The sequence below is a fragment of the Myxococcus xanthus genome (assembly GCF_006402735.1).
GTDB classification, from domain to species: Bacteria; Myxococcota; Myxococcia; order Myxococcales; family Myxococcaceae; genus Myxococcus; species Myxococcus xanthus_A.
On sequence record NZ_CP017174.1, the window covers coordinates 506,742 to 529,796 of the forward strand.

The 23,055-nt window shown below is 69.7% G+C and carries 23 protein-coding genes; 11 read left to right on the forward strand and 12 right to left on the reverse strand.

The features are described 5' to 3' along the window. Nucleotides 1-4: 4 nt before the first annotated feature. The 6 genes from BHS09_RS02195 to BHS09_RS02220 form a co-directional block, all read right to left on the reverse strand. On the reverse strand, nucleotides 5-586 hold the full coding sequence (locus BHS09_RS02195; RefSeq protein WP_140797035.1) for a protein-tyrosine phosphatase family protein: 582 nt from the start codon (nucleotides 584-586) through the stop codon (nucleotides 5-7). Then, nucleotides 583-1,581, reverse strand: coding sequence for a hypothetical protein (locus BHS09_RS02200; RefSeq protein ID WP_140797036.1), 999 nt, complete (start codon nucleotides 1,579-1,581; stop codon nucleotides 583-585). The genes BHS09_RS02195 and BHS09_RS02200 overlap by 4 nt, the downstream gene beginning before the upstream one ends. Further along, the gene (locus BHS09_RS02205; RefSeq protein WP_140786861.1) at nucleotides 1,571-2,821 is read right to left on the reverse strand and encodes a GtrA family protein; all 1,251 of its coding nucleotides are present in this window, start codon (nucleotides 2,819-2,821) and stop codon (nucleotides 1,571-1,573) included. The genes BHS09_RS02200 and BHS09_RS02205 overlap by 11 nt, the downstream gene beginning before the upstream one ends. Further along, the gene (locus BHS09_RS02210) at nucleotides 2,814-3,740 is read right to left on the reverse strand and encodes a phosphatase PAP2 family protein (protein WP_140786862.1); all 927 of its coding nucleotides are present in this window, start codon (nucleotides 3,738-3,740) and stop codon (nucleotides 2,814-2,816) included. Before BHS09_RS02210 ends, BHS09_RS02205 begins: the two co-directional genes overlap by 8 nt. Next, a complete protein-coding gene (locus tag BHS09_RS02215) occupies nucleotides 3,718-5,052 on the reverse strand; it encodes an inositol-3-phosphate synthase (protein WP_140786863.1) in 1,335 nt (444 codons plus the stop codon). Before BHS09_RS02215 ends, BHS09_RS02210 begins: the two co-directional genes overlap by 23 nt. Nucleotides 5,053-5,449: 397 nt before the next feature. Further along, a complete protein-coding gene (locus tag BHS09_RS02220) occupies nucleotides 5,450-5,977 on the reverse strand; it encodes a pyridoxamine 5'-phosphate oxidase family protein (protein ID WP_140786864.1) in 528 nt (175 codons plus the stop codon). A gap of 124 nt (nucleotides 5,978-6,101) precedes the next feature. Here BHS09_RS02220 and BHS09_RS02225 point away from each other — a divergent pair, with 124 nt between their 5' ends. Further along, entirely contained in the window at nucleotides 6,102-6,596 is a 495-nt protein-coding gene (locus tag BHS09_RS02225) for a hypothetical protein (RefSeq protein ID WP_090486584.1), read from the forward strand. A gap of 7 nt (nucleotides 6,597-6,603) precedes the next feature. Here the strand turns inward: BHS09_RS02225 and BHS09_RS02230 are convergent, their stop codons facing one another. After that, nucleotides 6,604-7,587 (reverse strand): aldo/keto reductase, encoded by a 984-nt coding sequence (locus BHS09_RS02230; RefSeq protein WP_237080143.1) that lies wholly within the window; start codon nucleotides 7,585-7,587, stop codon nucleotides 6,604-6,606. Between the two features lie 8 nt (nucleotides 7,588-7,595). Between BHS09_RS02230 and BHS09_RS02235 the strand changes: the two genes are divergently transcribed. From BHS09_RS02235 to BHS09_RS02275, 9 genes are all read left to right on the forward strand, one after another. Further along, nucleotides 7,596-9,419 carry an LA_2272 family surface repeat-containing protein gene (locus tag BHS09_RS02235; RefSeq protein WP_140797037.1) on the forward strand — a complete coding sequence of 608 codons (1,824 nt, stop codon included), beginning with the start codon at nucleotides 7,596-7,598 and terminating at the stop codon, nucleotides 9,417-9,419. A 59-nt stretch (nucleotides 9,420-9,478) separates the two neighbouring features. Then, nucleotides 9,479-10,489, forward strand: a complete 1,011-nt coding sequence (locus BHS09_RS02240) for a zinc-dependent alcohol dehydrogenase family protein (protein ID WP_140797038.1) — start codon at nucleotides 9,479-9,481, stop codon at nucleotides 10,487-10,489. 219 nt (nucleotides 10,490-10,708) lie between these two features. After that, nucleotides 10,709-11,044 carry a ribosome hibernation-promoting factor, HPF/YfiA family gene (gene hpf / locus BHS09_RS02245; protein WP_140797039.1) on the forward strand — a complete coding sequence of 112 codons (336 nt, stop codon included), beginning with the start codon at nucleotides 10,709-10,711 and terminating at the stop codon, nucleotides 11,042-11,044. A gap of 295 nt (nucleotides 11,045-11,339) precedes the next feature. Then, nucleotides 11,340-11,954, forward strand: coding sequence for a thioredoxin domain-containing protein (locus tag BHS09_RS02250; protein WP_140786868.1), 615 nt, complete (start codon nucleotides 11,340-11,342; stop codon nucleotides 11,952-11,954). Continuing rightward, on the forward strand, nucleotides 11,951-13,351 hold the full coding sequence (locus tag BHS09_RS02255) for a sensor histidine kinase (RefSeq protein WP_140786869.1): 1,401 nt from the start codon (nucleotides 11,951-11,953) through the stop codon (nucleotides 13,349-13,351). Before BHS09_RS02250 ends, BHS09_RS02255 begins: the two co-directional genes overlap by 4 nt. Further along, on the forward strand, nucleotides 13,348-14,115 hold the full coding sequence (locus tag BHS09_RS02260) for a response regulator (protein WP_140786870.1): 768 nt from the start codon (nucleotides 13,348-13,350) through the stop codon (nucleotides 14,113-14,115). Before BHS09_RS02255 ends, BHS09_RS02260 begins: the two co-directional genes overlap by 4 nt. A gap of 3 nt (nucleotides 14,116-14,118) precedes the next feature. After that, a complete protein-coding gene (locus BHS09_RS02265; RefSeq protein ID WP_140797040.1) occupies nucleotides 14,119-14,847 on the forward strand; it encodes a sensor histidine kinase in 729 nt (242 codons plus the stop codon). Continuing rightward, nucleotides 14,847-15,227, forward strand: a complete 381-nt coding sequence (locus tag BHS09_RS02270) for a response regulator (protein ID WP_013936365.1) — start codon at nucleotides 14,847-14,849, stop codon at nucleotides 15,225-15,227. Before BHS09_RS02265 ends, BHS09_RS02270 begins: the two co-directional genes overlap by 1 nt. Before the next feature lie 15 nt (nucleotides 15,228-15,242). After that, nucleotides 15,243-16,646 (forward strand): aminopeptidase P family protein, encoded by a 1,404-nt coding sequence (locus tag BHS09_RS02275; protein WP_140797041.1) that lies wholly within the window; start codon nucleotides 15,243-15,245, stop codon nucleotides 16,644-16,646. Here BHS09_RS02275 and BHS09_RS02280 read toward each other — a convergent pair. Together BHS09_RS02280 and BHS09_RS02285 are read right to left on the reverse strand one after the other, a co-directional pair. Beyond that, a complete protein-coding gene (locus tag BHS09_RS02280; RefSeq protein ID WP_237080144.1) occupies nucleotides 16,609-17,190 on the reverse strand; it encodes a carboxypeptidase-like regulatory domain-containing protein in 582 nt (193 codons plus the stop codon). The two genes, BHS09_RS02275 and BHS09_RS02280, sit on opposite strands and share 38 nt — an antisense overlap. A gap of 135 nt (nucleotides 17,191-17,325) precedes the next feature. Next, on the reverse strand, nucleotides 17,326-17,751 hold the full coding sequence (locus tag BHS09_RS02285; RefSeq protein WP_140786874.1) for a nuclear transport factor 2 family protein: 426 nt from the start codon (nucleotides 17,749-17,751) through the stop codon (nucleotides 17,326-17,328). A gap of 321 nt (nucleotides 17,752-18,072) precedes the next feature. Here BHS09_RS02285 and BHS09_RS02290 point away from each other — a divergent pair, with 321 nt between their 5' ends. After that, nucleotides 18,073-19,653: an AgmX/PglI C-terminal domain-containing protein gene (locus BHS09_RS02290; protein WP_140797043.1), complete on the forward strand. Its 1,581-nt coding sequence runs from the start codon at nucleotides 18,073-18,075 to the stop codon at nucleotides 19,651-19,653. 277 nt (nucleotides 19,654-19,930) lie between these two features. On the opposite strand, the gene pdxA is transcribed toward BHS09_RS02290, so the two are convergent. The 3 genes from pdxA to BHS09_RS02310 all read right to left on the reverse strand — a co-directional run bounded on the left by pdxA (nucleotide 19,931) and on the right by BHS09_RS02310 (nucleotide 23,008). After that, on the reverse strand, nucleotides 19,931-20,971 hold the full coding sequence (pdxA, locus tag BHS09_RS02300; RefSeq protein WP_140786877.1) for a 4-hydroxythreonine-4-phosphate dehydrogenase PdxA: 1,041 nt from the start codon (nucleotides 20,969-20,971) through the stop codon (nucleotides 19,931-19,933). Nucleotides 20,972-20,976: 5 nt separating this feature from the next. Beyond that, nucleotides 20,977-21,945, reverse strand: a complete 969-nt coding sequence (locus BHS09_RS02305; protein ID WP_174258612.1) for a peptidylprolyl isomerase — start codon at nucleotides 21,943-21,945, stop codon at nucleotides 20,977-20,979. Between the two features lie 64 nt (nucleotides 21,946-22,009). Beyond that, on the reverse strand, nucleotides 22,010-23,008 hold the full coding sequence (locus tag BHS09_RS02310; protein ID WP_174258613.1) for a peptidylprolyl isomerase: 999 nt from the start codon (nucleotides 23,006-23,008) through the stop codon (nucleotides 22,010-22,012). Between the last annotated feature and the right edge of the window lie 47 nt (nucleotides 23,009-23,055).

Consider the following 23,055-nt stretch of genomic DNA (forward strand, 5'->3'; position numbering starts at 1 on the left):
CAGCCTACGCCGCCCGCTCGGACGTCCGTGCCTGCCACGCGGCGACGAAGTCCGCGAGCCCGTTCAGTTGCCGGTCATTCAGCGTGGACTGCCACCTCGCCTGCCGCAGCTCGCGGTACGCGGCCGGTGCCTCCCAGCCACGCGCCACCATCACTGCCAGCCCCACCAGCGGGCCCCGGCCCACGCCGTGCTCGCAGTGGGTGTACAGCGTGCCGCCCTGCTCCAGCCGGGGCAGGGCCCATTCCACGCCCCGCATCACCTGCTCCACCGACGGCGGATAGCGGTCCGTCACCGGCAGGTTCAACAACTCGATGCCCAGCGCCTTCAACGCCTCCGCGTCGTCACAGCGCTCACCTCGCGCGTCAATCACCGCGGTGATGCCGCGCGCCTTCAGCTCCGCGTACCGCGAGCGAGGCACCGCGCCACCCACGTACAGCCAGTCATTCACCTGAGACACGTTCAGCCCGCGCCCCGGCAGCTTCGTGGTCCACTCCACGCAGCGCGCCACCGAGCGCAGCACCTGCTTGCGCACCCAGCCGCGCACTCCCGGCACGTGGTGCACTTCCCGCAGCAAAGCAAAACTCACAGGTCGCCCTCGAGCGTCACTTCCATCAGCCCCGTCACCGGTGCCTTGCCCTCACGCTCCAGCACCGCCCGGTGCAGGTACGTCACCGGCGAGCCCACCACCGAGCGCACCAGCCCGCCCAGCACCGCGCCCAAATCCTCCACCGGCGCGCTGCGCTGCAGCAGCGACGTGGAGCGCAGCACCATGGCGGAGGAGCCATCCGCGAACAGCTCCACCGTCCACGAACTCCGCTCCCTCACGCCTTCCCGCGCGAGCGTGAAGTGCTCCAGCGAGCGGGCCGTGGCGCCTTCCTCCCACGCGTACACGGGGCCGTATTCGCCGTCCTGGCCCTCGCGCGCCAGCAGCACCAGCTTCTCGCCGCCGCGCAGCGCCCGGAAGCGCACCCACCGCTTCGCCAGCTTCGCCGGAGCAATGGTGGAGCGCGTGTGGTCCGCGTACCCGCCACCCGTGTAGACGACGTCCTCGCCCTTGGGCCGCTTCACCGTCGCCTTCAACGCGCTGAAGGCCAGCGTCACCTCGTGGTGGTAGCGGTCCTTGCCCACCTCCACCTCGGTGCCTTCCTGGCCCTGGGGCGTCATGGGCGCGGCGTACTCCAGCAGCACCCGCCCGCCATCCAGCGGGACTTCCACGCGCGTGGCCCCATCCGCCGAACGGGCTGAGCACGGCCCCATCTTCAGCGTCGAGCTCTCCGCGTCGTAGCGCCAGTCGCGCGTCTTGACCTTCGCCTGCGCGGACCAGGCTTTCTGCCCCGGCGTCAGCACCGTGGTCCGGCACAGGCCGGTGCGCGAGCCGGGACCGATGTTCGTCACCGTCAGCTGCACGAAGATGAAGGTGCCGCCGTCCAGGTCGCCGATGAAGGTGAAGTTCTCCCCGTAGTTGTCACTGGGGGACAGCTTCGGCTCCAGCACCGCGCCCGCCGCCGCCACCGAGGGCAGCGCGAGCGCGGTGGCCACAGCCAGGACCTTCAGCACCTGGAAGCGCCCATCAGGCCGCATGAGGACGCTGCTCCATGAGAGGGTCCTCGGAAGCAGCCGCGTCGTTGTTGAAGACGTAGTCACGCTGCAGCGGCAGGTTCCACGCGAAGTACACCACGCCGCGCACCAGCCACCACCCCAGCGCATAGGCCAGCTGCGGGTGCAGCGTCAGCAGCGCCACGCCGCCCGCATTGAGCAGCGCGCTGGTGCCACTCACCACCGAGTAGCGCGCCAGCTGCCGCCCCACCGCGCCGGTGCTCTTGAAGGTGAGCACCCGGTTGATGGAGTAGTTCACCACCGCGCCCAGGCCGCAGCCCAGCACCGTGGCCCAGGCGGGCAGCATGCCCACCCACTCCACCAACGCCAGCACCAGCGCGAAGTCCACCGCCGTGGCCAGCGCGCCCGCCAGGGCGTTGAGCCCGATGATGGCCTTGCCGGAGCGCGCCTCCTGACGCTTGGGCGCCAGCGCCTTCACCAGGTTGCGGAAGCGGGAGAGCGCCGTGACGTTGCTCATGACGGCGACGAACACGAGCCCCACCACCGCCAGCCAGTGCATGGGGTGCTTCTCCTCGGGCCAGAAGACGGCCTCCAGGATGGGCGACAGCGCCGTGCCCGCGCCCATGAAGAGCACCCGCTCCAGCCGCTGCATGGCGCCGTCGCGCACGTTGACGCCCAGGCCTTCACCCTTGGCGCGCACGTAGGGCACCAGCGAGGAGCCGAGCAGCGCCATCAGCGCGGGCAGCAGCACCCAGGTGTCCCGGTAGTACCAGGCCAGGCCCATGAGCATCGCCGAGTCCACGTACCGGTCCAGCACCGAGTCCAGCGCCGCGCCCGCGGGGTTGGCCTCCTTGCGCGTGCGGGCGATGCGCCCGTCCATGACGTCCAGGATGCCCGCGAACAGGAAGAGCCAGCCGCCCAGCGCGAAGCGGCCCGCCGCCACCGCCACGCCGGACGACACGCCCAAGAGGCCCGACAGCATGGACAGCGCGTTGGCCGGCAGGCCCGAGCGCAGAATCACCGCCCACAGCGGCTGGATGATCCAGAAGAAGTAGTGCCGCAGGAAGAAGCCCACCAGCCCGTTGCTGCCGCGCTTGAGCGTCTCCTCGTCGCGGGGAATGCCCTTGAAGGCGCAGCGGATACAGAAGAGGAGCAGCCCGCCGATGAAGTAGACACAAGCGACAATGGCCGGAGCCAGCGCCGTCCAGATGCGGGCGGACGGAGACAGGTTTCCGGTCAACCACGCCATCAGGTTCTCAAGCACGGGTGTCTCCTCTTGTAGTCAACGACACGGCCCACGGTGTCGTGGCCGTCCAACGGGCGTAGATGCTTTCGACCGCGAGAAATGCAACCGCCGCCACACCCAGGCCCGCGAGCACGTCCAGGATGTAGTGGTGCGTCAGGTAGACGGCGGAGAAGGCGACGAGCAACGCGAACAGCCCGGTGGAGATGCGCCATGCCCAGCCGCGCGACCACACGAACATCATCACCAGGAAGGGGTACGCCGCGTGCAGTGAAGGCATTGCCCCGAACACGTTGGTGCTGCGCGAGTAGAAGCTCGCGAAATAACTGATGCCCAGCAGCTCGTCGAAACGGGCGGTCCCCGCGGGGTTGGGGGGCGCGGCCAGGTCGGCCGGTCCCGGGCCGTACTGGAGCACGTACCAGGGCGGCGCGGCGGGGTAGAGCACGTAGATGACGACGCCAATGGCGTTCGCCGCCAGGAAGCCCCAGCACAGCCGTTCGAAGAGCGAGTCCTTCTTCACGAAGAAGAAGATGGCCAGGATGAAGACCTCGTACAGGTACGCCGCGTAGGCGAAGCCGCACAGCAGGTCCAAGGCCGGGGTGAAGCGCGTGGCCCACCATTCGGGCCAGTGGGTGCCGCCGGGCGCCGGGAACCACTGGCGCTCCAGCTCCCACAGGTCGCCCGTGTGGATGGGGCCCCGCAGGAACAGCCAGAGGCCCTGGCTGTCCAGCAGCATCCCGGTCAGCCACAGTGCGAGCCCACCGCGGAGGAAGCGCTGAAAGCGGGGGCCCGCCCAGGCCACCCCCAGAATCAGCGCGTCCGCCGCGACGTGGTCCCACCGCAGCCGACCGGTGGCGTACACCAACGTCAAGTGGCTCAACCCCAGGACGGTGGAGAGCCACGTGAGCGCGGTGACCTTATTTGGAGAGCGGGAGGTCATCTCCGTAATAGTCGAGCCCGAGGTGGGTGATGGGGTCCTCGCCCGCGACGACGCGCAGCGTGTTCTTCAGCTTGGTGAGCTGGATGAAGAGGTCGTGCTCCACCGGCAGGCCCGGCTGCGCCATGGGGCTCTTGAAGTAGAAGGACATCCACTCCTGGATGCCGCGCCACTCCAGCCGCTTGGCCAGGTCCAGGAACAGCGCGATGTCCAGCACCAGCGGGGCCGCCAGGATGGAGTCGCGGCAGAGGAAGTTGACCTTGATCTGCATCGGATAGCCGAGCCATCCGGTGATATCGATGTTGTCCCAACCCTCCTTCGCGTCGCCGCGGGGCGGGTAGTAGTGGATGGACACCTTGTGCGCGTACTTCTTGTACAGCTCCGGGTACAGCTCGGGCTGCAGGATGGTGTCCAGCACGCTCGACTTGGTGACTTCCTTGGCCTTGAAGGCCGCGGGGTCGTCCAGCACCTCGCCGTCGCGGTTGCCGAGGATGTTGGTGGAGAACCAGCCGTCCAGACCCAGCATGCGGGCCTTGAGCGCGGGCGCGATGACCGTCTTCATCATCGTCTGGCCGCTCTTGAGGTCACGGCCAGCGACGGCCACCGCCTCCTGCCTGGCCAGCTCCTGGAGCGCCGGCGTGTCCACGCTGGCGTTGGGCGTGGCGTTCGCGAAGGGCACGCCCTCCTTGATGGCCGCGTAGGTGTAGAGCGCGGTGGGGTTGATGTCCGGGCTGTTCTCGTCCAGCGCCTTCTCGAAGGCGGCCAGCGTCTTGAAGGACTCGGGCAGCGGACGGAAGGTCTCCACGCTGCTGCACACCACCATCACGGCGCGCGTCGCGTTGAGCTCCTTCTTGAAGTCGCGGATGTCCTGGCGCAGCGCTTCGATGCTCTCGCGGTGCGTCTTGGTGGCCTTGATGTGGTTGGCCTCGATGCGGCGCACGAACTCAGGGTCGTGCACGCCCTGCTTCGGCTTGATGCTCTGGAGGAACGGCTTCACCTCCTCCAGGTGCTTGTCGCTGAGCACGCCCGAGCGCACGGCCACTTCGTACGCGTCCTCACGGATGATGTCCCAGGCGCCGAAGGCGACGTCCTTCAGCTCCGCCAGAGGAACCAGCTCGTTGAGCTTCACGGTGCGCCCGTCGGTCCGCTTCCCCAGGCGGGCGGTGCCCATCTGCGTGAGCGACCCAATGGGGTGACCCTTGCCCTGGCGCGCCAGCTCGACACCCGCCATCAGCGTGGTGGACACAGCGCCCAAACCCGGAATCAGGACCGCGAGCTTGCCGTCCGGCTTCGCGACCGACCTCTTGTTTTCCATCGTGATGTTCCTTCGTTAGACGTATCGAGTCGGCCGTATGCGGGGCGGTACGATACCGGTCGTGCATGCGGAAAATCTCGAAAGCGGATGGTTGATACTCTAAAGCGTTCGTCACTTCAACGTCATGAGCGTGGCGGCTCTTACCACCCGAGGGCGCCGCACTCATGGATCAGCCCAGCCCGAGGTACAAGGCGAGGCGATCGACGCTGTCAGAGAAACACCAGGTCGTCAGAAGGACGACATCCACGGCACACTCCTCGGACAGGTTCGCCATGGGTTCATGGTGACCCACCCTGCTGGAAGGATGAAGAAGGTGTGAGTGGGACAGGAGGAGACGGAGCCGTCGCGAGGCGCCGTCCCCCCTTCATGAAGGCCCATTCCGGTGGGCCCGTCCGGCTCAGTGGGGCAGCGGGGCGCTGTCGTCCAGGTCGAGCTTCTGGTGGTCGCCCGGTGCGTAGGGCTGTCCGGTGAAGGCGGCCTTCACCATGCCGGCGAGCTGGACCATGCGGCTGCTGGGCGTGTCCCAGTACTCGGCCTTTTCCACACGGACGCAGAGCAGGGCGAGCTCGGGGTCATCCAGGCCGTCGGGGAACCAGGCCTTGAGGGTGGGGTTCCACAGCTCGCGGGCCTTCTCCTTGTCGAGCACCAGCCGGCAACGGCCGCTCACGGAGACGTAGCGGTCCCGGGTGGGGTCCGAGTACGCGAGGTTGACGTGGTGGTCGTGCGTCACCTCGTCGACCTTGGGTGAATGCTCGCGGGTGAAGAACCAGAGCTCTCCGTCGAAGTCGCGTGCGTGCGTCCACATGGGGCGGCTGCGCAGGCTGCCGTCCGCTTCCACGGTGGTCATCATCGCGACCTTGATGCCCTTGATGAGGTCATCGAAGTGCTCGGCGACGTCTTGGGTGTCCTTTTTCTTGCTGGCCATCGCTGCCTCCCTTGGGAGCACAAGGTAGACAGCGTGGAGGTCGGCGGGCACAGGGCGGTGGGTTGGCCGCCGCCAGGGCAGGCGGGCCTGTGGTAGGTGGCCGAGCAGGAAAGCGAGGGTTCGAATGCTGAAGACTGCGTGGAACGAGTGGAGCCTCAAGGCGCTGCAGCTGGAGACGGCGGTGCTGGCGCTGGAGGAGATCGACCTGCCCGAGGAGATGCACGCGCTCCAGGAGGCGGCGGAGGAGAAGCTGCTGGCGCTGGCGCGCGCGTGGAAGGCCCGTCAGCCGCAGCGCGAGCCGCGCACGTGGGAGCGCCAGACGCTGCCCGACGGCATGCCTCGCGACGCCGAGCTCAAGGACCTGGTGGAGGGCTTCAAGGAGGACGGCAAGTCGTGGACGCTGCTGCGCGCCACCAGCGACCTCAAGGAAGTGGTGGAGACGGTGGTGTCGGAAGGCCGCGCCTGCATGGCCGCGGGCGGCGAGTACTACCTGGGCCAGTGGGACGCGAAGGAGTCCGTGCTGGAGGTGGGCCGCGACGACGAAGCGGACGAGCCCGGAACGGGCCTGGTGCTGGAGCCCACGGGCGAGCTCCAGTACACGCCGGACCCGGAGCTGTAGCCGCCGCTCAGCCCTCCAGCTCCTTCACGATGCGGGCGCGGAGCTTCTCGTCGGGCAGCCGGCCGAAGCCCGCGCGCACGTTGTCGGCGGCGTGCGAGGGCTTGCTGGTGGCTGGCAGGGGGCAGTGCACCGCCGGGTGCCCCAGGATGAACTTGAGGAACACCTGGGCCCAGCTGGTGCAGTCGATGTCCGCGGCCCAGCCCGGAAGAGGCCGGCCGCGCACGCGCTCGAAGAGGGTGCCGCTGGAGAAGGGCTGCATGACGAGCACCGCCACGCCGTGCTCGGCGGCGGCGGGCAGCAGGCGCTTCTCCGCGTCGCGCTCCAGCACCGAGTAGGGCAGCTGGACGAAGTCCGGCTTCTCCTCGCGGATGATGCGCTCCAGGTCATTGAAGGCGCTGCGGGCGTAGTGCGTGATGCCGAGGTAGCGGATGCCGCCATGGGCCTTCCATTCACACAGGACAGGCAGGTGCGTGCGCCAGTCCACGAGGTTGTGAATCTGCATCAGGTCCATGCGGCCCTGGCCCATGCGCCGGATGGACTCCCGCATCTGCGCGGTTCCTTCGTTCCTGCCGGTGGTCCACACCTTGGTGGCGAGGAAGGGCGTCTTCGTCGCGTCGAGCTTCTGCAGCAGCTCGCCCACCACGGATTCCGCGCGGCCGTACATGGGCGAGGAGTCGATGAGGCGCGCGCCCGATTCGAGGAAGGTGCGGAGCACTTCGGCCAGGGGCGCTCGCTCGTCCGGTGTGGCGTCGAACGTCTGCCAGGTGCCAAGGCCGATGACGGGCAGCGCTTCGCCCGTGCTGGGAATGGGGCGTGTGAGCATGGCGTCTCCTCGGCCGCGCGAGGGCGCGGCGGTTTTCTCCGGGGGCTTCACGGTGGACGGGGCCTGTGAGGCCTTCTTCGTGGGCTGTGAGGCGGCGACGCCGGGGAGGAGCAGGCCACCCAGGGTCGCGGTGAGCACGTCGCGGCGGGACGGGGCGCGGGAGGACATGGCGCGCGATGTCAGCGGCTGCGCTGAAGTGGACAGGTGACAGTTCCGCGCGGTGCCGGTGTTCTCTTGCGCGAGCGGGGTGGCGACGCCTCCCGATGATTCCTCATGGCCCGGGTGCCCGCGCGATGCGGGCCGGGCCGCATTCAAAACAGTCCAGGAAGGTCCAGGCGATGAATCGCAAGGTCTCGGTATGCGCGGGGATGATGGCGGCGGTGGTGGCGTTCTCGGCCTCCGCCGAGGAGACAGCGGGCGGTCAGTCCTCGAGCGCCGCGTCCTCCGCGAGCGGAGCGGCGTCTGTCGATTGGCCGGGCGTGGCGCGCGAGCTGTCCGCACCGCCGCTGGTGGCTGCCGCGGAGCAGCCGGTGAGCCACACCTCGGCGGCTGGGGCGCCCGCGGGGAGCGCGTCAGCGTCCGGCGCTGTGAACCCTGTGGCACCGTCGAATGGCGCGTCCTCCACGCCCGTCGTGCCTGCCACGACGGACGCCGTGGGAGACGCGTCCCGGCTTGCCGCGAAGCCGGTGGCCTCCACGGTGGACGCTGTCGTGGGCGGTGAGGTGAGCGCATCCGCGCCTGAGGAAGGCTCGGCCGAGGCGAAGGCGGAGACCGACGCGAACGAAGTGCACATCCCGTTCAGCCTCACCCTGGTGCCAGGGCTGAGTACGTCGGGCTTCCACACCGGCAACGTGGTCAACAACGTGTCCATCGGCCTGGTGGCGACGCATGCGAAGCGGGTGGACGGCCTGGCGATGTCGCTGGCAGGCAACTGGGTGGGGGAGGGCGGGCTGAGCGGCGCGCAGCTCGCGGTGGGCGCCAACGTGGCCCGGGGGCCGGTGACGGGCGCCCAGTTCTCCGTGGGCGCCAACGTGGCCGGTGCGGACCTGCTGGGCCTCCAGTCCACGGTGGGCGTCAACGTGGTGCGCGGGAACGCTGAAGGCGCGCAGCTCGCAGTGGGTGGCAACATCGCGTCGGGCGAGGTGAATGGCACGCAGATGGCCGTGGCCGTCAACGTCGCGGGGAAGAGCCTGCTGGGCGCGCAGCTCGGCGTGGGCGCCAACGTGTCGGGCGGTCCGGTGCGCGGGTTCCAGGCTGCGGTGGGCGCCAACATCGCGACAGGGCGGGTCCACGGGCTCCAGGCCTCCGCGGGCCTCAACGTGGCGGGGCAGATGACGGGGCTCCAGATGTCCTCGGGTGTCAGCTACGTGCGGAATCTCTCCGGCGCCCAGCTCTCCATCATCAACGTGGGCGGCGAGGTGGATGGCGCGCAGGTGGGCATCGTCAACATCGCCAGCAACGTGACGGGCGCGCAGGTGGGCCTCCTCAACGTGGCCCGCGAACTGGACGGCGAGGCGGTGGGCCTCCTCAGCTTCGTCGGTGGCGGTCAGGCGCATGTGCAGGCCTGGGCCAGTGACGTGGCGCTCACCAACGTGGGCGTGAAGCTGGGCGGCCGTCACATCTACTCGCTGTTCACGGTGGGCTACAGCCCCTCCATCGACGAGGACCGTCGCCGCTATGTCATCGGCGCGGGCCTGGGCGGGCACATCCCCGCGGGCCGCTTCTTCTTCGACGTCGACGTGGTGAGCAGCACCCTCCACACGAAGCGGCTCTTCGACGACACGAACCATGTCCTGGGGCAGCTCCGGCTGACGGCGGGCTGGCAGGTGGCGCGGCACTTCGCGGTGTTCGGTGGCGTCAGCGCCAACACGCTCGTCACCTGGGATGACAGCGACCCGTGGAAGGAGCTGGGCATCGGGCCGCAGTGGCGCCACGTGGCGGACGACGGCCGCACCACCGTGCGCATGTGGCCGGGCCTGCTCGCGGGTGTGCAGATTTGAGGAGCCCCTACCATCTTCCTCCCGGGCGCTCTGGAGGCGCGGCGCCAGGGGGGTGAGGCATGGAAGGAAGCATGCGCGCGATGGTGCTGCGCGAGGTAGGGCAGCCCCTGCGTGAGACGCGGCTGCCCATTCCTCGCCCCGGTCCGGAGGAGCTGTTGCTCCGCGTGCGCGCCTGCGCGGTCTGCCGCACCGACCTGCACGTCGTGGACGGTGAGCTCCCGAAGCCCAAGCTGCCGCTGGTCCCAGGCCATGAAATCGTGGCCACGGTGGAGGCGGCGGGCGAGCGGGCGACGGCCATTCCCGTGGGCACACGAGTGGGCGTCCCCTGGCTCGGCTGGAGCTGTGGCCACTGCCGCTTCTGTCTGGCCGGCCAGGAGAACCTCTGCGAGCAGGCACGCTTCACGGGGTACCAACTGGATGGTGGCTACGCGGAGTTCACGGTGGCCCACCAGCGCTTCTGCTTCCCCCTGCCGCCCGAGTACACCGACGTCCACGCCGCGCCGTTGATGTGCGCGGGCCTCATCGGCTTTCGCAGTCTCCGCATGGCGGGGATGGAGCGCCGTCTGCTGGGGCTCTACGGCTTCGGCGCTGCGGCGCACCTGCTCATCCAGGTCGCGCGCCACCAGGGCCGGCGCGTCTTCGCCTTCACCCGGCCGGGGGACGTGGAGGGCCAGCGGTTCGCGCGGGAGATGGGCGCGGAGTGGGCCGGGGATTCGGACACCGTGCCTCCGGAGCGGCTGGACGCGGCCCTCCTCTTCGCGCCCGTGGGCGCGCTGGTGCCCGCCGCGCTCCGGGCGGTGGACAAGGCCGGCGTGGTGGTGTGCGGAGGCATCCACATGAGCGACATCCCCGCGTTCCCCTACGCGCTGCTGTGGGAGGAGCGGGTGGTGCGCTCGGTGGCGAACCTCACCCGGGCGGATGCGCTGGACTTCCTCGCGCTCGCGCCCACGGTGCCGGTGCGCACACTGGTGCAAACCTTCCCCCTGTCCGCCGCCAACGATGCCCTCACCGCGCTGCGGCGAGGCCAGGTACACGGCGCGGCGGTGCTCGAGGTGGCGGCCCTGGGTTGAGCGTGGAGCCGGGCGGGCCCACGTCCGCCGCTCCGGGAGGGTGGGGCAAATCGCCACGCAGGGACTGCGGCGGTGTCCCATTTCGCCGCAAACGCAGCGTGTGGCTCGCGTGGCGTTGATGGAATTTCGCGGACCTGGCGCGCTGGCCGCGCAAATGCATCCGGAAGGGAAGGCAACCCGATGCCCCCTTCCCGGGGGCACCACCACGTGAGGCGGACGATGAACCGAGCGCTGCAAATCACCTATCGGGGCATGGAGACGAGCGAGGCCCTGAGCGAGTACATCCGCGACCACGCCGGCAAGCTGGAGCAGTTCTACGACGGCATCGTGGGGTGCCACGTGGTGGTGGAGGAGCCGCACCGGCACAAGCAGCACGGCAGGCATTTCCACGTGCGTGTGGATGTGAGTGTGCCAGGAAGGAACATCGTCGCCACCCGGGATCCGCAGGCGCGCACCGGGCACGAGGATGCCTATCAAGCAGTGACGGATGCGTTCGACGCCGCCAGGCGCCAGCTCCAACACTACGCGGACGCGCTCCACACGCACCACCGGTGACGGTGTCGCTCGCGCGGCGCTTCATTCCCATTACAGACATCCAGCTGGGCGGTCGCGCGACGCACATTCCGAACATTTGCCATTCAAACCCATGACAGACCTGGGGGGCTGGGCGCTATCGTGTGGCTGGTCACGCCATGAAAGCCCAGCGCCTCCAGGTGCTGCGGGTCGACGCCGAGGTTCCCCACCTCGTCACCACCGCCGCCGTCCACTCGACAGCCTCACTTGCCAAGTCCGCCACGGTTCCGTGCGCGGGGCGCCTGCATGGGTCGCGGGTGAACCCGGGGGCTGAGCGATGAGGCGCCCCGTGGGCAAGCGTGGGTGGTGGGTGGTGTCCGGCGTCGTCTGGCTCGGCGGCATCGTGGCGGGTTCGCTCGCCATGGCTCGCTATTCCCTCACGCCCGGCGAGTCCCTGGCGGCACCCGCGCGCTGGCCCGGGGACTCCACCGTGCCACGCGTGGAGGGCCGTCCCACGCTGGTGATGCTGGCGCACCCGCTCTGTCCCTGCACGCGCGCGAGCATGGGAGAACTCTCGCTGGTGATGGCGAAGGCACAGGGGCGGCTCGACGCCTTCGTGCTCTTCCTCAAGCCCGAGGGCACCGGCCAGGATTGGGAGCAGGGCGAGCTGTGGCGCTCCGCGGCGGCGATTCCGGGTGTCACCGCCCTGCGCGACGAGGGAGGGGCCCAGGCGGAGCGCTTCGGCGCCGTCACCTCCGGTCAGGTGCTCTTCTACGATGCGGGTGGGACGCTGCGCTTCAGCGGCGGCATCACCACGGCCCGGGGCCACACGGGCGACAACGCCGGGCGCGCCGCGGTGGAGGCGCTGCTGGGTGACGCGCCGCCGGAAGCGCTGTCCGGGCACGCCGTCTACGGCTGTGAGCTGGAAGACCCCCGCGGGAGCGTGCCATGAGCCCGGCGCGCGACGAGACGTCCAGCCCGCCCATGGCGCTCAAGGAGCGCTCCGCGCGGCTGTTCCGCGAGCACCTGTCCGCGGTGCGGGTCCGCACGGACCGGCTCTTCGCGGGGCTGATGCTGGGGCAGTGGGTGGTGAGCATCGTCATCGCCCTGTTCGGTCCGCGGGGCAGCGGCGCGCAGCTCCAGGTGGCCGTGCTGGTGGGGACGCTGCTCAGCGCCTTCCCGATGGTGATGGCCCGCTGGCGCCCGGGCTCCACGCCCACCCGTCACGTGGTGGCCGTGTGCCAGGCGCTCTGGTCCTCGCTGCTCATCTTCCTGACGGACGGCCGGGTGGAGACGCACTTCCACATCTTCGGCTCGCTGGCCTTCCTGGCGCTGTACCGCGACCCGTGGGTGCTGCTCACCGCGAGCATCACCACCGTCGTGGACCACGTGATGCGCGGCACCATGTGGTCACACTCGCTCTACGGCGGGCTTCCGCCGGAGCTGTGGCGGTTCGTGGAGCACGCCTTCTGGGTGGCCTTCATCGACGTGGTGCTGGTGTATTCGTGCCGGGGCATGTTGCGCGAGCTGCGAGAGGTGGCGGTGCGCCGGGCGGAGCTGGAGCTGGCCCGCGAACGGGAGCACGCGAAGGCGCGCGAGCTGGACCGCGCCCTGCGCGAGCTCAGCGGCTTCCAGGAGCACCTCATCCGCGTGGAGAAGCTGGCCGCGGTGGGACAGCTGGCCGCCAGCGTGGGGCACGAGCTGCGAAACCCGCTGGCCGCCGTGCGCAACTCCCACGCCTATCTCTCCCGGAAGCTCACGAAGGACCCAGCAGGGGCCGCGGATGACCCACGGGTCCCCCAGTTCCTGGGGCTGATGGAGCGCGAGCTGAACGCCTGCGCGAAAATCATCTCCGACCTGCTCGACTTCGCCCGCGAGCGTCCGCCCGCGCTCCAGCCCTGTCCGCTGCGTCCGTTGGTGGACGAGGCCATTGGCGTGGTGCCGCAGCGGGAAGGGGTGCGAATCGTCAATGACGTGCCGGAGTCGTTGCCGGTGCCGCACCTGGACAAGGAGCAGTTCCGCCAGGTCCTGGTGAACCTGGTGCAGAACGCGGTGGAGGCCATGCCCGTGGGGCGCAATGGAGAGGTTTCAGTCGTGGCGGAAGGTGGAGACGCGAGTCCCTGGCGCATCCGGGTCGTGGATGACGGCGCGGGGATTCCTCCGGAGGTGCTGCCCAAGATTTTCGAACCGCTCTTCACCACGAAGACGCGTGGCACCGGCTTGGGACTGGCCATTGTCGCCAACATGGTGCAACGTCATGGCGGCACAATCTCTGTGCGCAGCGAAGCGGAGCGGGGTAGTGAGTTCCTCATTGAACTCCCCGCGGCAGCGGCGGCCCAGGCCGCATGATGGAGGACGTCGCAGTGGCCCCCGCGCGCATCCTGTTGGTCGACGACGAGGAGTCGCTTCGCATCACCTTGGCCGCGAACCTGGAGCTGGAGGGCCACACGGTCCTCGAGGCGGCCAATGGTGAGGAGGCGTTGCGCCTCCTGGAGAAGCAATCCGTGGACGTGGTGCTCACGGACATCCGCATGCCCGGCCTGCACGGCGTGGAGCTCTTGCGCCGCATCAAGCAGGAGCGCCCCGACATGCCGGTGGTGCTGATGACGGCCTTCACGGCGGAGGAGCTGGTGGATGACGCGCTCGCCGAGGGCGCCTTCACCGTGCTGCCCAAGCCCTTCGACGTGACGCACGCGCTGGACACGGTGCTGCGAGCGGCGGCGGCGCCGCAGGTCCTGGTGGTGGACGACACCGAACAGGTGGCGCGCGGCATGGTGCGCGCCCTGAGCACGGTGGGGCTGCGCGCGCGTGCCGTGTACAGCGGCGAGGAGGCGTTGTCCTCGCTGCGTTCGGGGGAATACGACGTCTGCGTGCTGGACCTGGTGATGCCGGAGATGAGCGGGCCGGAGCTGGTGTCCAAGGTGCGCGCGGCGAATCTGTCCGTCGCCATCATCGCCGTGTCCGGCCACGTGGTGCCGGAGATGCTCCGCAGGGTGGCGGCGCAGGGCGCGGTGGTGTGCATGACCAAGCCGGTACCGTTGCGCGAGCTGGTACAGGCGATTGCGCGGGTGCGAGGCCGGCCTCAACAAGGGCTGCAAGGCGCGAGGATTTGACCCATGGCAGGCAGAGACCTCCAGGCGCGTGAGCGGGCGGCGGTGGCGGACGTGGTGGCCTCCACCCTGCGGCACGACCTGCGCAACAAGCTGGCCAGCATCCGCAACGCCTCGTTCTACTTGATGCGGCAGGTGAAGAAGACGGACCTCTGGAGCGCGGACCCGCGCGTGGAGACCTTCTTCCAGCTCATCGAAAAGGAGCTGACGTCCGCCGAGGACGTGCTCTCCAAGCGCGCGCCGCCGCCCAGCGGTGGCACGCGTCCCCGGTGCAGCGCCCGCGAAGGCGTGGAGCACGCGCTCGCCCAGGCCCAGGTTCCGCCGTCCGTGAAGGTCGTGCGCGAACTGACGGAGCAGGGCGGCGTGCCGCTAGAGGTGGAGGACCTGGCGCTGCTGGTGCGCTGCCTCGTGGACAACGCGCTGGAGGCCATGCCGCGCGGCGGGACGCTCACGGTGCGCACGCGCGACACCGACAGCGGCGTGTGCCTGCGTGTGGAGGACACCGGAGAGGGCCTGGCGGCGGAGGCGTACTCGCGCGCCCTGGAGCCCTTCTTCACCACGCGGCCCCACCACGCCGGGCTGGGGCTGAGCATCGTCCACCGGACGGCCGTGCGGCATGGCTGGCAACTGGACCTGGGCGCGGGCCCCTCCGGGGGCACCTACGTGGAAATCCAATTCACGGGCCCGGAGGCCGGGGCCCATGACCGGAATGACGTGACTCGGGGGAGCAAGTGATGGAGACGAACTGGACGTTCGGGCGTTGCCTGCTGCTCGTGGAAGACGACCCTTCCAACCGGATGACGCTGTCCGCGCTTCTGGAGGATGCGGGCTTCGCGGTCGTCACCGCCGGCTCCTATTCGGAGGCCGCGGGATTATTGAACCGGCCTCGCGCGTATGACGCCGTGCTGTTGGACCAGAGCCTGGGTGACGGCTTTGGGACGGGGCTGATTCCGCTGGTGCGCCACCACATGCCGAAGACCAAGGTCGTCTTCGTCACCGGTCATGACGGGAAGATAGACATGCCGGTGGACGCCGTCTTCCGCAAGGGCGGCCACTTCGACGACCTGCTGGCCTTCCTTTTCAAGCTGTTGCCCCAGCGCCCGCTGGGTGCCTGAACGCGAGGTTCCAGAATGCTGCTCCCTTCCGTTTCCGAGCGCTCCGCTCTCACCCGACGGCGGGAGCAGCTGGCGAAAGTCCTGGGGAGCGCAGCCGCGCTGCTGGCATCGAGCCGCCCCCGCCCGCGCAACTACGCCGCCGACCAGTTCCCCTTTCGCGCGTCGAGCCACTTCCTCTACCTCTTCGGGCTCGCGGCGCCGGACGGCGTGGGCCTGTATGACGGCCAGGGCTGGACGCTGTACCTGCCCGAGCCCGGTCCCGACGACGCGCTGTGGGACGGCGCGGTGCCCGGCTTCGCTGAAATCGCGGAGCGGACGGGCTGCCCCGTGCGCTCGCGCGCCGAGCTGCCCGCGGCGCTGAAGGGCCGCGACGTGGCGACGCTGCCCACGCCGGACCTGGAGACGTGCCTGGACGTGGCCGCGCTGCTGGGCCGCGAGGTGCGTCCCGGCCACCTGGCGGCGGTGGACGTGCCGCTGGCGGACGCGATGATTGCGCTGCGGCTTCGCCATGACGACGCCGCGCAGGCGCAGCTGCGTCAGGCCGCGGAAGTCACGGTGCTGGCCCACGTGGCGGGCATGCGCGCCACGCGGCCGGGCATCCTGGAGGCCGCGGTGCGCGCCGCGATGGAGGCGGAGTTCGTCTCACGCGACGTGCGGCCGGCGTATCAGCCCATCGTCACCGTGCACGGCGAGGTGCTGCACAACCTGCGCTATGACCACACGCTGCGCGAGGGAGACCTGCTGCTGGCGGACGTGGGCGGTGAGAGCCCCGCCGGCTTCGCCTGTGACGTGACGCGCACGTGGCCGGTGACGGGGCGCTTCAGCACGACGCAGCGCGAGCTGTACGACGTCGTGCTGCGCATGCAGAAGGCCAGCATCGACGTCGTCCGCCCGGGGACGCGCTACCGCGACGTGCACCTGGCCGCGCACCGGGAGATGGCGCGAGGCCTGGTGGCGCTGGGCATCCTCCGTGGAGACCCGGAGGAGCTGGTGGTGGACGGCGTCACCGCGCTCTTCTTCCCGCACGGCGTGGGCCACCTGCTGGGCCTGGACGTGCATGACATGGAGGATTTGGGAGACCGGGCGGGCTATGCGCCGGGACGCACGCGCTCGCCGGAGTTCGGCCACCGCTCGCTGCGGTTGGACAGGGATTTGGAGCCCGGCATGGCGGTGACGATTGAGCCGGGCATGTACCAGGTGCCCGCCATCCTGTCGGACGCGCGGCTCATGGCGCGCGCGAAGGACAGGCTCCAGCGCGACGTGCTGGCGCGCTACGCGGACGTGCGCGGCATCCGCATCGAGGACGACGTGCTCGTCACGCCGGATGGCCACGAAGTGCTCACCGCCGCCATCCCCAGGGAGGCCTCGGACATCGAGACCGTCATGACCAGCTCTGCCCGTCCAGCTCCGGGAAGGTGACCTGGCACTGGCCGGGATTCACGCCGTCCACGCGCGCGTAGCCATTCTTGTTGAGGGTGCCTTCGCGCGTGCTCCCATCCGGGAGCGTCACCAGGTAGCGCGCGTGGGGGATGGGGTTGCCCTCTTCGTCCTTCAGCTCGATGGCCAGCCACGTCTGTTCCTCGACGGGGGATTCCTCGGACGTCTGCGGCGGTGGTTCCGGCCAGGGCGTGGGGAGCAACACCGGACGCGCCATGGGGAGGGCCACCAGCTCGCCATGCACGAAGGCCTCGGTGAGCCGCTGCTGGAGGCGTTGCTCGTACCGGCCGCGCTCCAGGCCGGACAGCCCCAGCGGGCGGCTGCCTCCGAGCGCTTCGTACATCGCATACAGCGTGTGCGCGGCGGGGGTGGCCAGCCAGCGCTTCAAGGCGGCGCTGACGAAGACGTCGGGGACGGGCGCGTGCGGATGTTTCAGCCGCTCCAGGTCGACCGACGGTACGACGAGCCAGTCTTCCCCCTGGGCCGGCAGTCGCCACCGGCGCTCACCGTGCAAGAGCTGCATCATGACGGCCTCCCTGTCTCGGAGTGTATCAGGATGCGCGCTCTGAGTAGGAGGCGCTGCGATGTGGGGTGCGCGGCGCCTGACGTCGCGCATCGGGGTGTGGAGTGTGGAACGTCCCGGTGGGACGCAGGGGCAGGGTTACTGCGGCGATACGGTTTCCGAGGTCTGGACGTCGTTCGGCGGAACCGGGCTGCTGTGCGCGAACACCATGAGCCACTTTCCGTCGCGGCGCTGCCACACGTCGGTGAAGTACACCCTGTCGGTGACCTCGCTGCCGTCCGTCATGCGCAGGTGCGAGCGCTGGATGCCGGCCAGCACGCCCGTGTCACCGAAGACGTGGGCCTTCATTTTTTCGGCTTCGACGGACGTGATGTGACCGGGGATTTCGGCGATGCCCACGACGAACGCGTCACGGTTCATCTCCGCGCCGTCCGCGCCGCGATAGATGAAGTCCTCGGTCGTGAGCGACTTGATGGCCTCCAGGTCCTTCGTCTGGATGGCGCGCATGACGTGGCCTTCGAGCTCCGTCAGCGTGCGCGTGTCGTCGGTGGACGTCGTGCTCATGGGTGACTGACTCCGGGTGGAAACATGGCCGCACGCAGAGGCGGCCAGCAGGGTGGATGCAGGAGTGCTTGATACATGAGGTGTCGTGAGTACAACGCGCATGCACGCGTGCGGAATGAATTTCCAGAGCGCGAAGTTGCGGGGCCGCGTGCGCCATCCGCCGTGAGTTGACCCGGTGAAGCTGTGGACAGGCGCGGTGCCTCCAGGGGGCACAGCGTTCAAGGACGAACAGTGGGGGGTGGCGCGACGAGGACCGGTTCCTACGTTGCACGCCCAGTCGAAGTCAGGGCCGGTGAGTGCAGCGCGGGCGAGGGAGGGCGTGTGGACGAGCTTCTTTCCGGAGCTGAAGGGCAGTTCCGTACTCAGGGCAAAGGCACTCCAGGTGCGTTGGAGCCGCGCGGCACGGTGAGCGTGAGCGAGGCGCTCGAGGGAGACCTCGATGCGTATCTCGACCGTGAGCTTCTCGAGGCGTGTGAAGACGACGCGGTCGTGGAAGACACTGCACCCGTGACGGATGTTTCCGCGAGCATGCGCGCGCTGCTCGCACTCGCGGAGGAGGAGACGGAGTGGCTGGAGCACCTGCCGCCGTCCATCTCGCACGCGCTGGACGTGTTGCCTGAGCCCACGGTGGAGATTCCCGAGTGGATGCGCACTTCGCCTGGTGCGAAGACTGTGACGTCCCTGGGCGCCTTGTTGCCGCCGCGTGCGGAGAATGTGCTGGCGCGTGCGCCGGATGCGCCCATGTGGGGTGATGCGCCGACGCATGCGCACCTGGAATCCGCGCGGTGGCGCGGTGCGAGCGCGACCGAGACAGGCCATGTCCTGGGACTTCGCCCCGGGGCGTTGATGGGCGCGGCGGCCGTGGGCGCGCTGACGGCGAGCCTGCTGCTGGTCGCGGGACTCTCCGTGCGCGGAGATTTCACGAGGACGCAGGCGAGCGTCGATGATGCCATCCGGCGCACGGCGCACGGCGCTGTCCTTGGCGCGAGCGGTGACGCCCAGGCGGGCCTGTCCTCGGCTGGCGCTGGCGCCGCGATGAGCGCCGCCGCCCCGTCAGGGGACGCCATTGGAGCGAGCACGTCCACGGAGACCGCCGTGAGCGGTTCATCGCCGGACGCGGCGCTCGCTGCCTCATCGCACGTCTCCAGTGCTGCGTCGTCCGTGGCTGTCTCCAGTACGCAGCCGGGCCTTGGCTCGGCGCTTCGTCTTCAGGACGCGGCGAAGGGACTGCGCGCCTCCGTGCATTCCTCGGAGCCGGCGCGAACCCCGGGCACGCCCGTGGCGGAGTCGCTCGCGGTGGTGAGCCCCGCGCCCATCAAGCGCATTGCCCTCGCGAAGACGGACGCGGCGTCGGCCCTACCGCCTGCTCCCGTCGAACTCGACTTTGGAGACACGGGTGCGGAAGGCACCGCGTCCCAGGACGCCATCGCGACTTCACCGGGTGATGTCGCCGCGGAGGCCGTGGAGGAGGACACGTCGGAGAAGGGGCCGTACGCGGACCTCGATGAGGCCTTCGCGCGCGAGCTGGGCTTCACGGAAGACGCGGACGCGGAGGTCGCGAAGGCGGAGGCGCCCGCGCGCACCGTCTACGTGCCGCCCGCGGTGGACGTGAAGGAGCACCTCACGCCGGAGGACGTGAAGCAGGTGGTGCTGACGAACCAGCCCGCCATCACCGCGTGCCTGCGCTCACACGCGCAGGGCTCGCCGATGGAGGCCGGTGGCCGCTTCGTGGTGCAGTGGTCGGTGCTCCCCAGCGGTGAGACGCTCAACGTGTCCATGGACACCGCCGCGCTGCGCGCCACGCCGCTGTCGCGCTGCATCGAGGACGTGGTGCGCCGTTGGAAGTTCCCGGTGCACCAGGTGCGGATGCAGGAGCCCATCCGCTTCCCCTTCATCTTCTGAGGCGCGGGCGGACCGCTGGCTTCTATGCTTCCTCTTGGAATGCCAGCGCCCAAGCCGCCGGAGCCCACGGAGTTGCACGTCTGCCACCGCTGCCTCGTGCGGCTGGAGGCAAGCGCCGGTGGCGTGGACCTGCCACGCCGGCTGCGGGAGGCCCTGGCGGGACGGGGCCTCGCCGAGCGGACGCGGGTGATTGCGTCAGGCTGCCTGGGGGAGTGTCCCCGGGGCCTCGTGAGTGTGCTGGTGCTCCCGGACAGTGGCTCCGGGGCGCACGTTCAGCTCATCGACCCCGCGAAGGACGGAGCGGACCTGGCCGAGCACGTCGACCGGTTGACTGGTGTGCAAGACGGGCCCCCGCGAGCTGGGCGGCCTTGAGCAGCGCTTCCACCATGGGCACGCAGCTCGCCTCGCCCTTGCCGGCGATGGCGTAGGCCGTGCCGTGGTCGGGAGACGTGCGCGGCACGGGCAGGCCCAGCGTCACGTTCACCGTGCGCTCGAAGTCCAGCGCCTTGGCCGGGATGAGCCCCTGGTCGTGGTACATGGCCAGCACCGCGTCGTAGCGCGCGCCCACCTGGTCTGGCTTCGCGAAGAGCCCGTCCGCGGGGATGGGCCCATGCGCGTCCACCCGGGCCGCGCGGGCCTTGCGGATGGCGGGGCCAATCACCTCCACCTCTTCGCGTCCCAGCAGTCCACCTTCGCCCGCGTGCGGGTTGAGCCCCAGCACGGCGATGCGCGGCTTGTGGCCCACCACCGGCTCCAGGCCGCGCGACAGCAGCTTGAGCTGCGCTGTCAGCCCGTCCACGGTGAGCAGGCGCGGCAGGTCCGCCAGGGGAACGTGGTTGGTGGCGAGCGCCACGCGCACGCGAGGCCCATCCATCAACATCATCACGTCCACGCCGAAGGCCTCCGCCAGCACCTCGGTGTGGCCCATGAAGGGGATGCCCGCGCGGGAAATCTGCTCCTTCGACACGGGCGCGGTGCACAGCGCGTCCACGCGTCCGGCCCGCATCGCGTCGATGGCCGCCGTCACGAAGGCGTACTGCGCGCGGCCGCCCTCGCGCGAGGGCTTTCCGGGCACGCGGTCCTTCTCCGCGAGCCGCGTCACCTCCACCACGGTGGGGCCTTCCACGCGGCCCAGGGCGGAGGGCTCCACGCGGGCATAGCGGCGGAGGGCGGGGAAGCGCGCCAGCGTGGGCCCGTCCCCGAAGATGATGGGGACGAGCACCTTGCGCACGGAGGGCTTCGTCAGGGCCGCGGCCGTCACCTCCGGCCCGATGCCGGACACGTCCCCCAGGGAGATTCCGACGAGCGGAAGGCCCACGGCGGCTACAGCTTCACGTCGACGTTGGCCTTCTGCCGCAGCTCCTGCACGTACTGGTCGAGGAACTTCTCCGTCTTCTCCTGGAGCAGCTTGCCCTCCAGCTTGGAGCGCATCTCCTCGTAGGACTCTGCGGCCACTGAGCGGCGCTCCTCCACCTTCAGCACGTGCCAGCCGAAGTTGGTGCGCACCGGCTCACTGACGCCGCCCTCAGGGAGGCCGAACGCGGCCTTCTCGAAGGCCGCGACCATGACGCCACGCTTGAACCAGCCCAGGTCACCGCCGTCCGCGGCGCTGGGGCCTTCGCTGCGGGCGCGGGCCAACGAGGCGAAGTCCATGCCCGGCCGACGCGCTTCCGTGGCGATGGCCTCCGCCCGCTTCTTGGCGGCTTCCACCTGCTCCGCCGTGGCCTTGGCGTCCACCTGCACCAGGATGTGGCGCGCGTGGACCTCCGAGTCACCGCTCTCCATGCGCGTGTACTGCGTGTACGCGGCCTTGAGGTCCTCCTCGGTGATTTTCACCTGGGGACCCACCTTCATGCGCAGCAGGCGGTCACGCAGGATGCGCTTGCGCATCATGTCCCGGTAGGTGGCCATGGTGAGGCCTTCACCCAGCAGGAGCTGCTCGAACTGCGCGGGGTCGGTGATGTTGTTCTGCTGGCGCACGTCCGCCACCAGCTCATCCACCTCCGCCTCGGTGGCGGTGATGCCCAGCTGCGCGATTTCGGACTCCATCAGCTTCTCGCCGATGAGGGTGTCCAGGGCCGTCTTCATCAGCTGCAGCCGCTGCTCGCCGCGCTTGCGCGGATCCGGGTCGTTGACGCGGGCCATCTCCGGCGCCGCGCGCTGCTGCACCTCGGACAGCGCGATGATGTCGCGGTTCACCACCGCGGCCACCTTGTCCACCAGCTCCGCGTGCGCCACGCCGCCGCTGCCCAGGAGCGCCACCGCCGCGATTGCCGCCACCAGCTTCTTCATTCCCGCCATCCTTCCGTACCACCCCGGGCGCGTCCAACCGCCGCCCCGGTCTTCGATTCCGTCGTCACTCCGCCGTCGCCTGCTGGGGCGCTGGACGCCCGCGGATGGCCTGCAACGTGGCCTCGTTCACCTGGACCTGCGCCTTCTGCCGCAGCTCCTGTTCGAACGTCTCCTGCGCCTGCGACCGCTTCTGCTCCAGCAGCTTGCCCTCCACCAGCGCACGTACTTCCGCGAACTCCCGCTTGCGCGCCGGCTTGCGCTCCAGCACGCGGAACAGGTGGAAGCCGTACTCGGTGGACACCACGTCCGAAACCTGCCCCACCCCCAGCTTGAATACCACCTCGTCGAAGGCGGGCGGCATCTGCCCCCGGGGGAAGAACCCCAGGTCGCCTCCCACCTTGGCGTCCGCGCTGAGCGAATACCTGCGCGCCAGGTCCGCGAACTTCTTGCCGGACTTGAGCTGGGTTTGCAGCCGCCGTGCCTCGTCCAGGCCCTTCACCACGATTTGCGCGGCGTGCACCTGCTCGGGCTCGTGGAAGTCCTTCTCATGCGCGCCGTACCAGGCCCGCAGTTCTTCTTCAGTCACCGCCACGCGCGAATAGACATGGCTGGCGAACAGCTTTTCGATGGTCAGCCGGCTTGCTTCCCGCGAGCGCAGCTCCGCCATGGAGAGCTGCCCCTGGGCCAGGACCTCGTTGAAGTTGCCCGCCGGATAGTCCCCGGACAGCCGCAGCACCCCCCGGTCCACCTCCTCCGGGGTGACGGTGACGTTGTGCTTGCGCGCCTCCTGCAGCAGCAGCATCCGGTGGATGTACGTGTCGAGGAGCGCGCGCTTGAAGGGCTCCACGTCCTCCAAGGTGCGCTGGGACACGTCCGTCAGCGCCAGCTCGCGCCACAGCTCCTGTTCGAAGTCCGCCCGGCTGAGCACCTCGCCGTTGACGCTGGCGACCACCAGGGCCTCCGGCGTCTCCATCACGGGCTTGGTGCAGGCGGGCATGCCCACCCCCGCGGCCAGGGCGATGGCGAGTGGGACCAGGAAGGCGCGGGTGGGAGAAAAGCGCATGCGCGGGGCCTCGTGAGGGGGAGGGCTCCAGATTGGCAAGCCGTCAG

Bases quoted from the DNA above. Each gene is read 5' to 3' on its own strand.
- BHS09_RS02200 (WP_140797036.1), bottom strand. From the start codon at position 1,581: ATGCGGCCTGATGGGCGCTTCCAGGTGCTGAAGGTCCTGGCTGTGGCC.
- BHS09_RS02210 (WP_140786862.1), bottom strand. From the start codon at position 3,740: ATGACCTCCCGCTCTCCAAATAAGGTCACCGCGCTCACGTGGCTCTCC.
- BHS09_RS02215 (WP_140786863.1), bottom strand. From the start codon at position 5,052: ATGGAAAACAAGAGGTCGGTCGCGAAGCCGGACGGCAAGCTCGCGGTC.
- BHS09_RS02220 (WP_140786864.1), bottom strand. From the start codon at position 5,977: ATGGCCAGCAAGAAAAAGGACACCCAAGACGTCGCCGAGCACTTCGAT.
- BHS09_RS02225 (WP_090486584.1), top strand. From the start codon at position 6,102: ATGCTGAAGACTGCGTGGAACGAGTGGAGCCTCAAGGCGCTGCAGCTG.
- BHS09_RS02230 (WP_237080143.1), bottom strand. From the start codon at position 7,587: ATGTCCTCCCGCGCCCCGTCCCGCCGCGACGTGCTCACCGCGACCCTG.
- BHS09_RS02235 (WP_140797037.1), top strand. From the start codon at position 7,596: ATGTCAGCGGCTGCGCTGAAGTGGACAGGTGACAGTTCCGCGCGGTGC.
- BHS09_RS02240 (WP_140797038.1), top strand. From the start codon at position 9,479: ATGGAAGGAAGCATGCGCGCGATGGTGCTGCGCGAGGTAGGGCAGCCC.
- hpf (WP_140797039.1), top strand. From the start codon at position 10,709: ATGAACCGAGCGCTGCAAATCACCTATCGGGGCATGGAGACGAGCGAG.
- BHS09_RS02250 (WP_140786868.1), top strand. From the start codon at position 11,340: ATGAGGCGCCCCGTGGGCAAGCGTGGGTGGTGGGTGGTGTCCGGCGTC.
- BHS09_RS02255 (WP_140786869.1), top strand. From the start codon at position 11,951: ATGAGCCCGGCGCGCGACGAGACGTCCAGCCCGCCCATGGCGCTCAAG.
- BHS09_RS02260 (WP_140786870.1), top strand. From the start codon at position 13,348: ATGATGGAGGACGTCGCAGTGGCCCCCGCGCGCATCCTGTTGGTCGAC.
- BHS09_RS02265 (WP_140797040.1), top strand. From the start codon at position 14,119: ATGGCAGGCAGAGACCTCCAGGCGCGTGAGCGGGCGGCGGTGGCGGAC.
- BHS09_RS02270 (WP_013936365.1), top strand. From the start codon at position 14,847: ATGGAGACGAACTGGACGTTCGGGCGTTGCCTGCTGCTCGTGGAAGAC.
- BHS09_RS02275 (WP_140797041.1), top strand. From the start codon at position 15,243: ATGCTGCTCCCTTCCGTTTCCGAGCGCTCCGCTCTCACCCGACGGCGG.
- BHS09_RS02280 (WP_237080144.1), bottom strand. From the start codon at position 17,190: ATGATGCAGCTCTTGCACGGTGAGCGCCGGTGGCGACTGCCGGCCCAG.
- BHS09_RS02285 (WP_140786874.1), bottom strand. From the start codon at position 17,751: ATGAGCACGACGTCCACCGACGACACGCGCACGCTGACGGAGCTCGAA.
- BHS09_RS02305 (WP_174258612.1), bottom strand. From the start codon at position 21,945: ATGAAGAAGCTGGTGGCGGCAATCGCGGCGGTGGCGCTCCTGGGCAGC.
- BHS09_RS02310 (WP_174258613.1), bottom strand. From the start codon at position 23,008: ATGCGCTTTTCTCCCACCCGCGCCTTCCTGGTCCCACTCGCCATCGCC.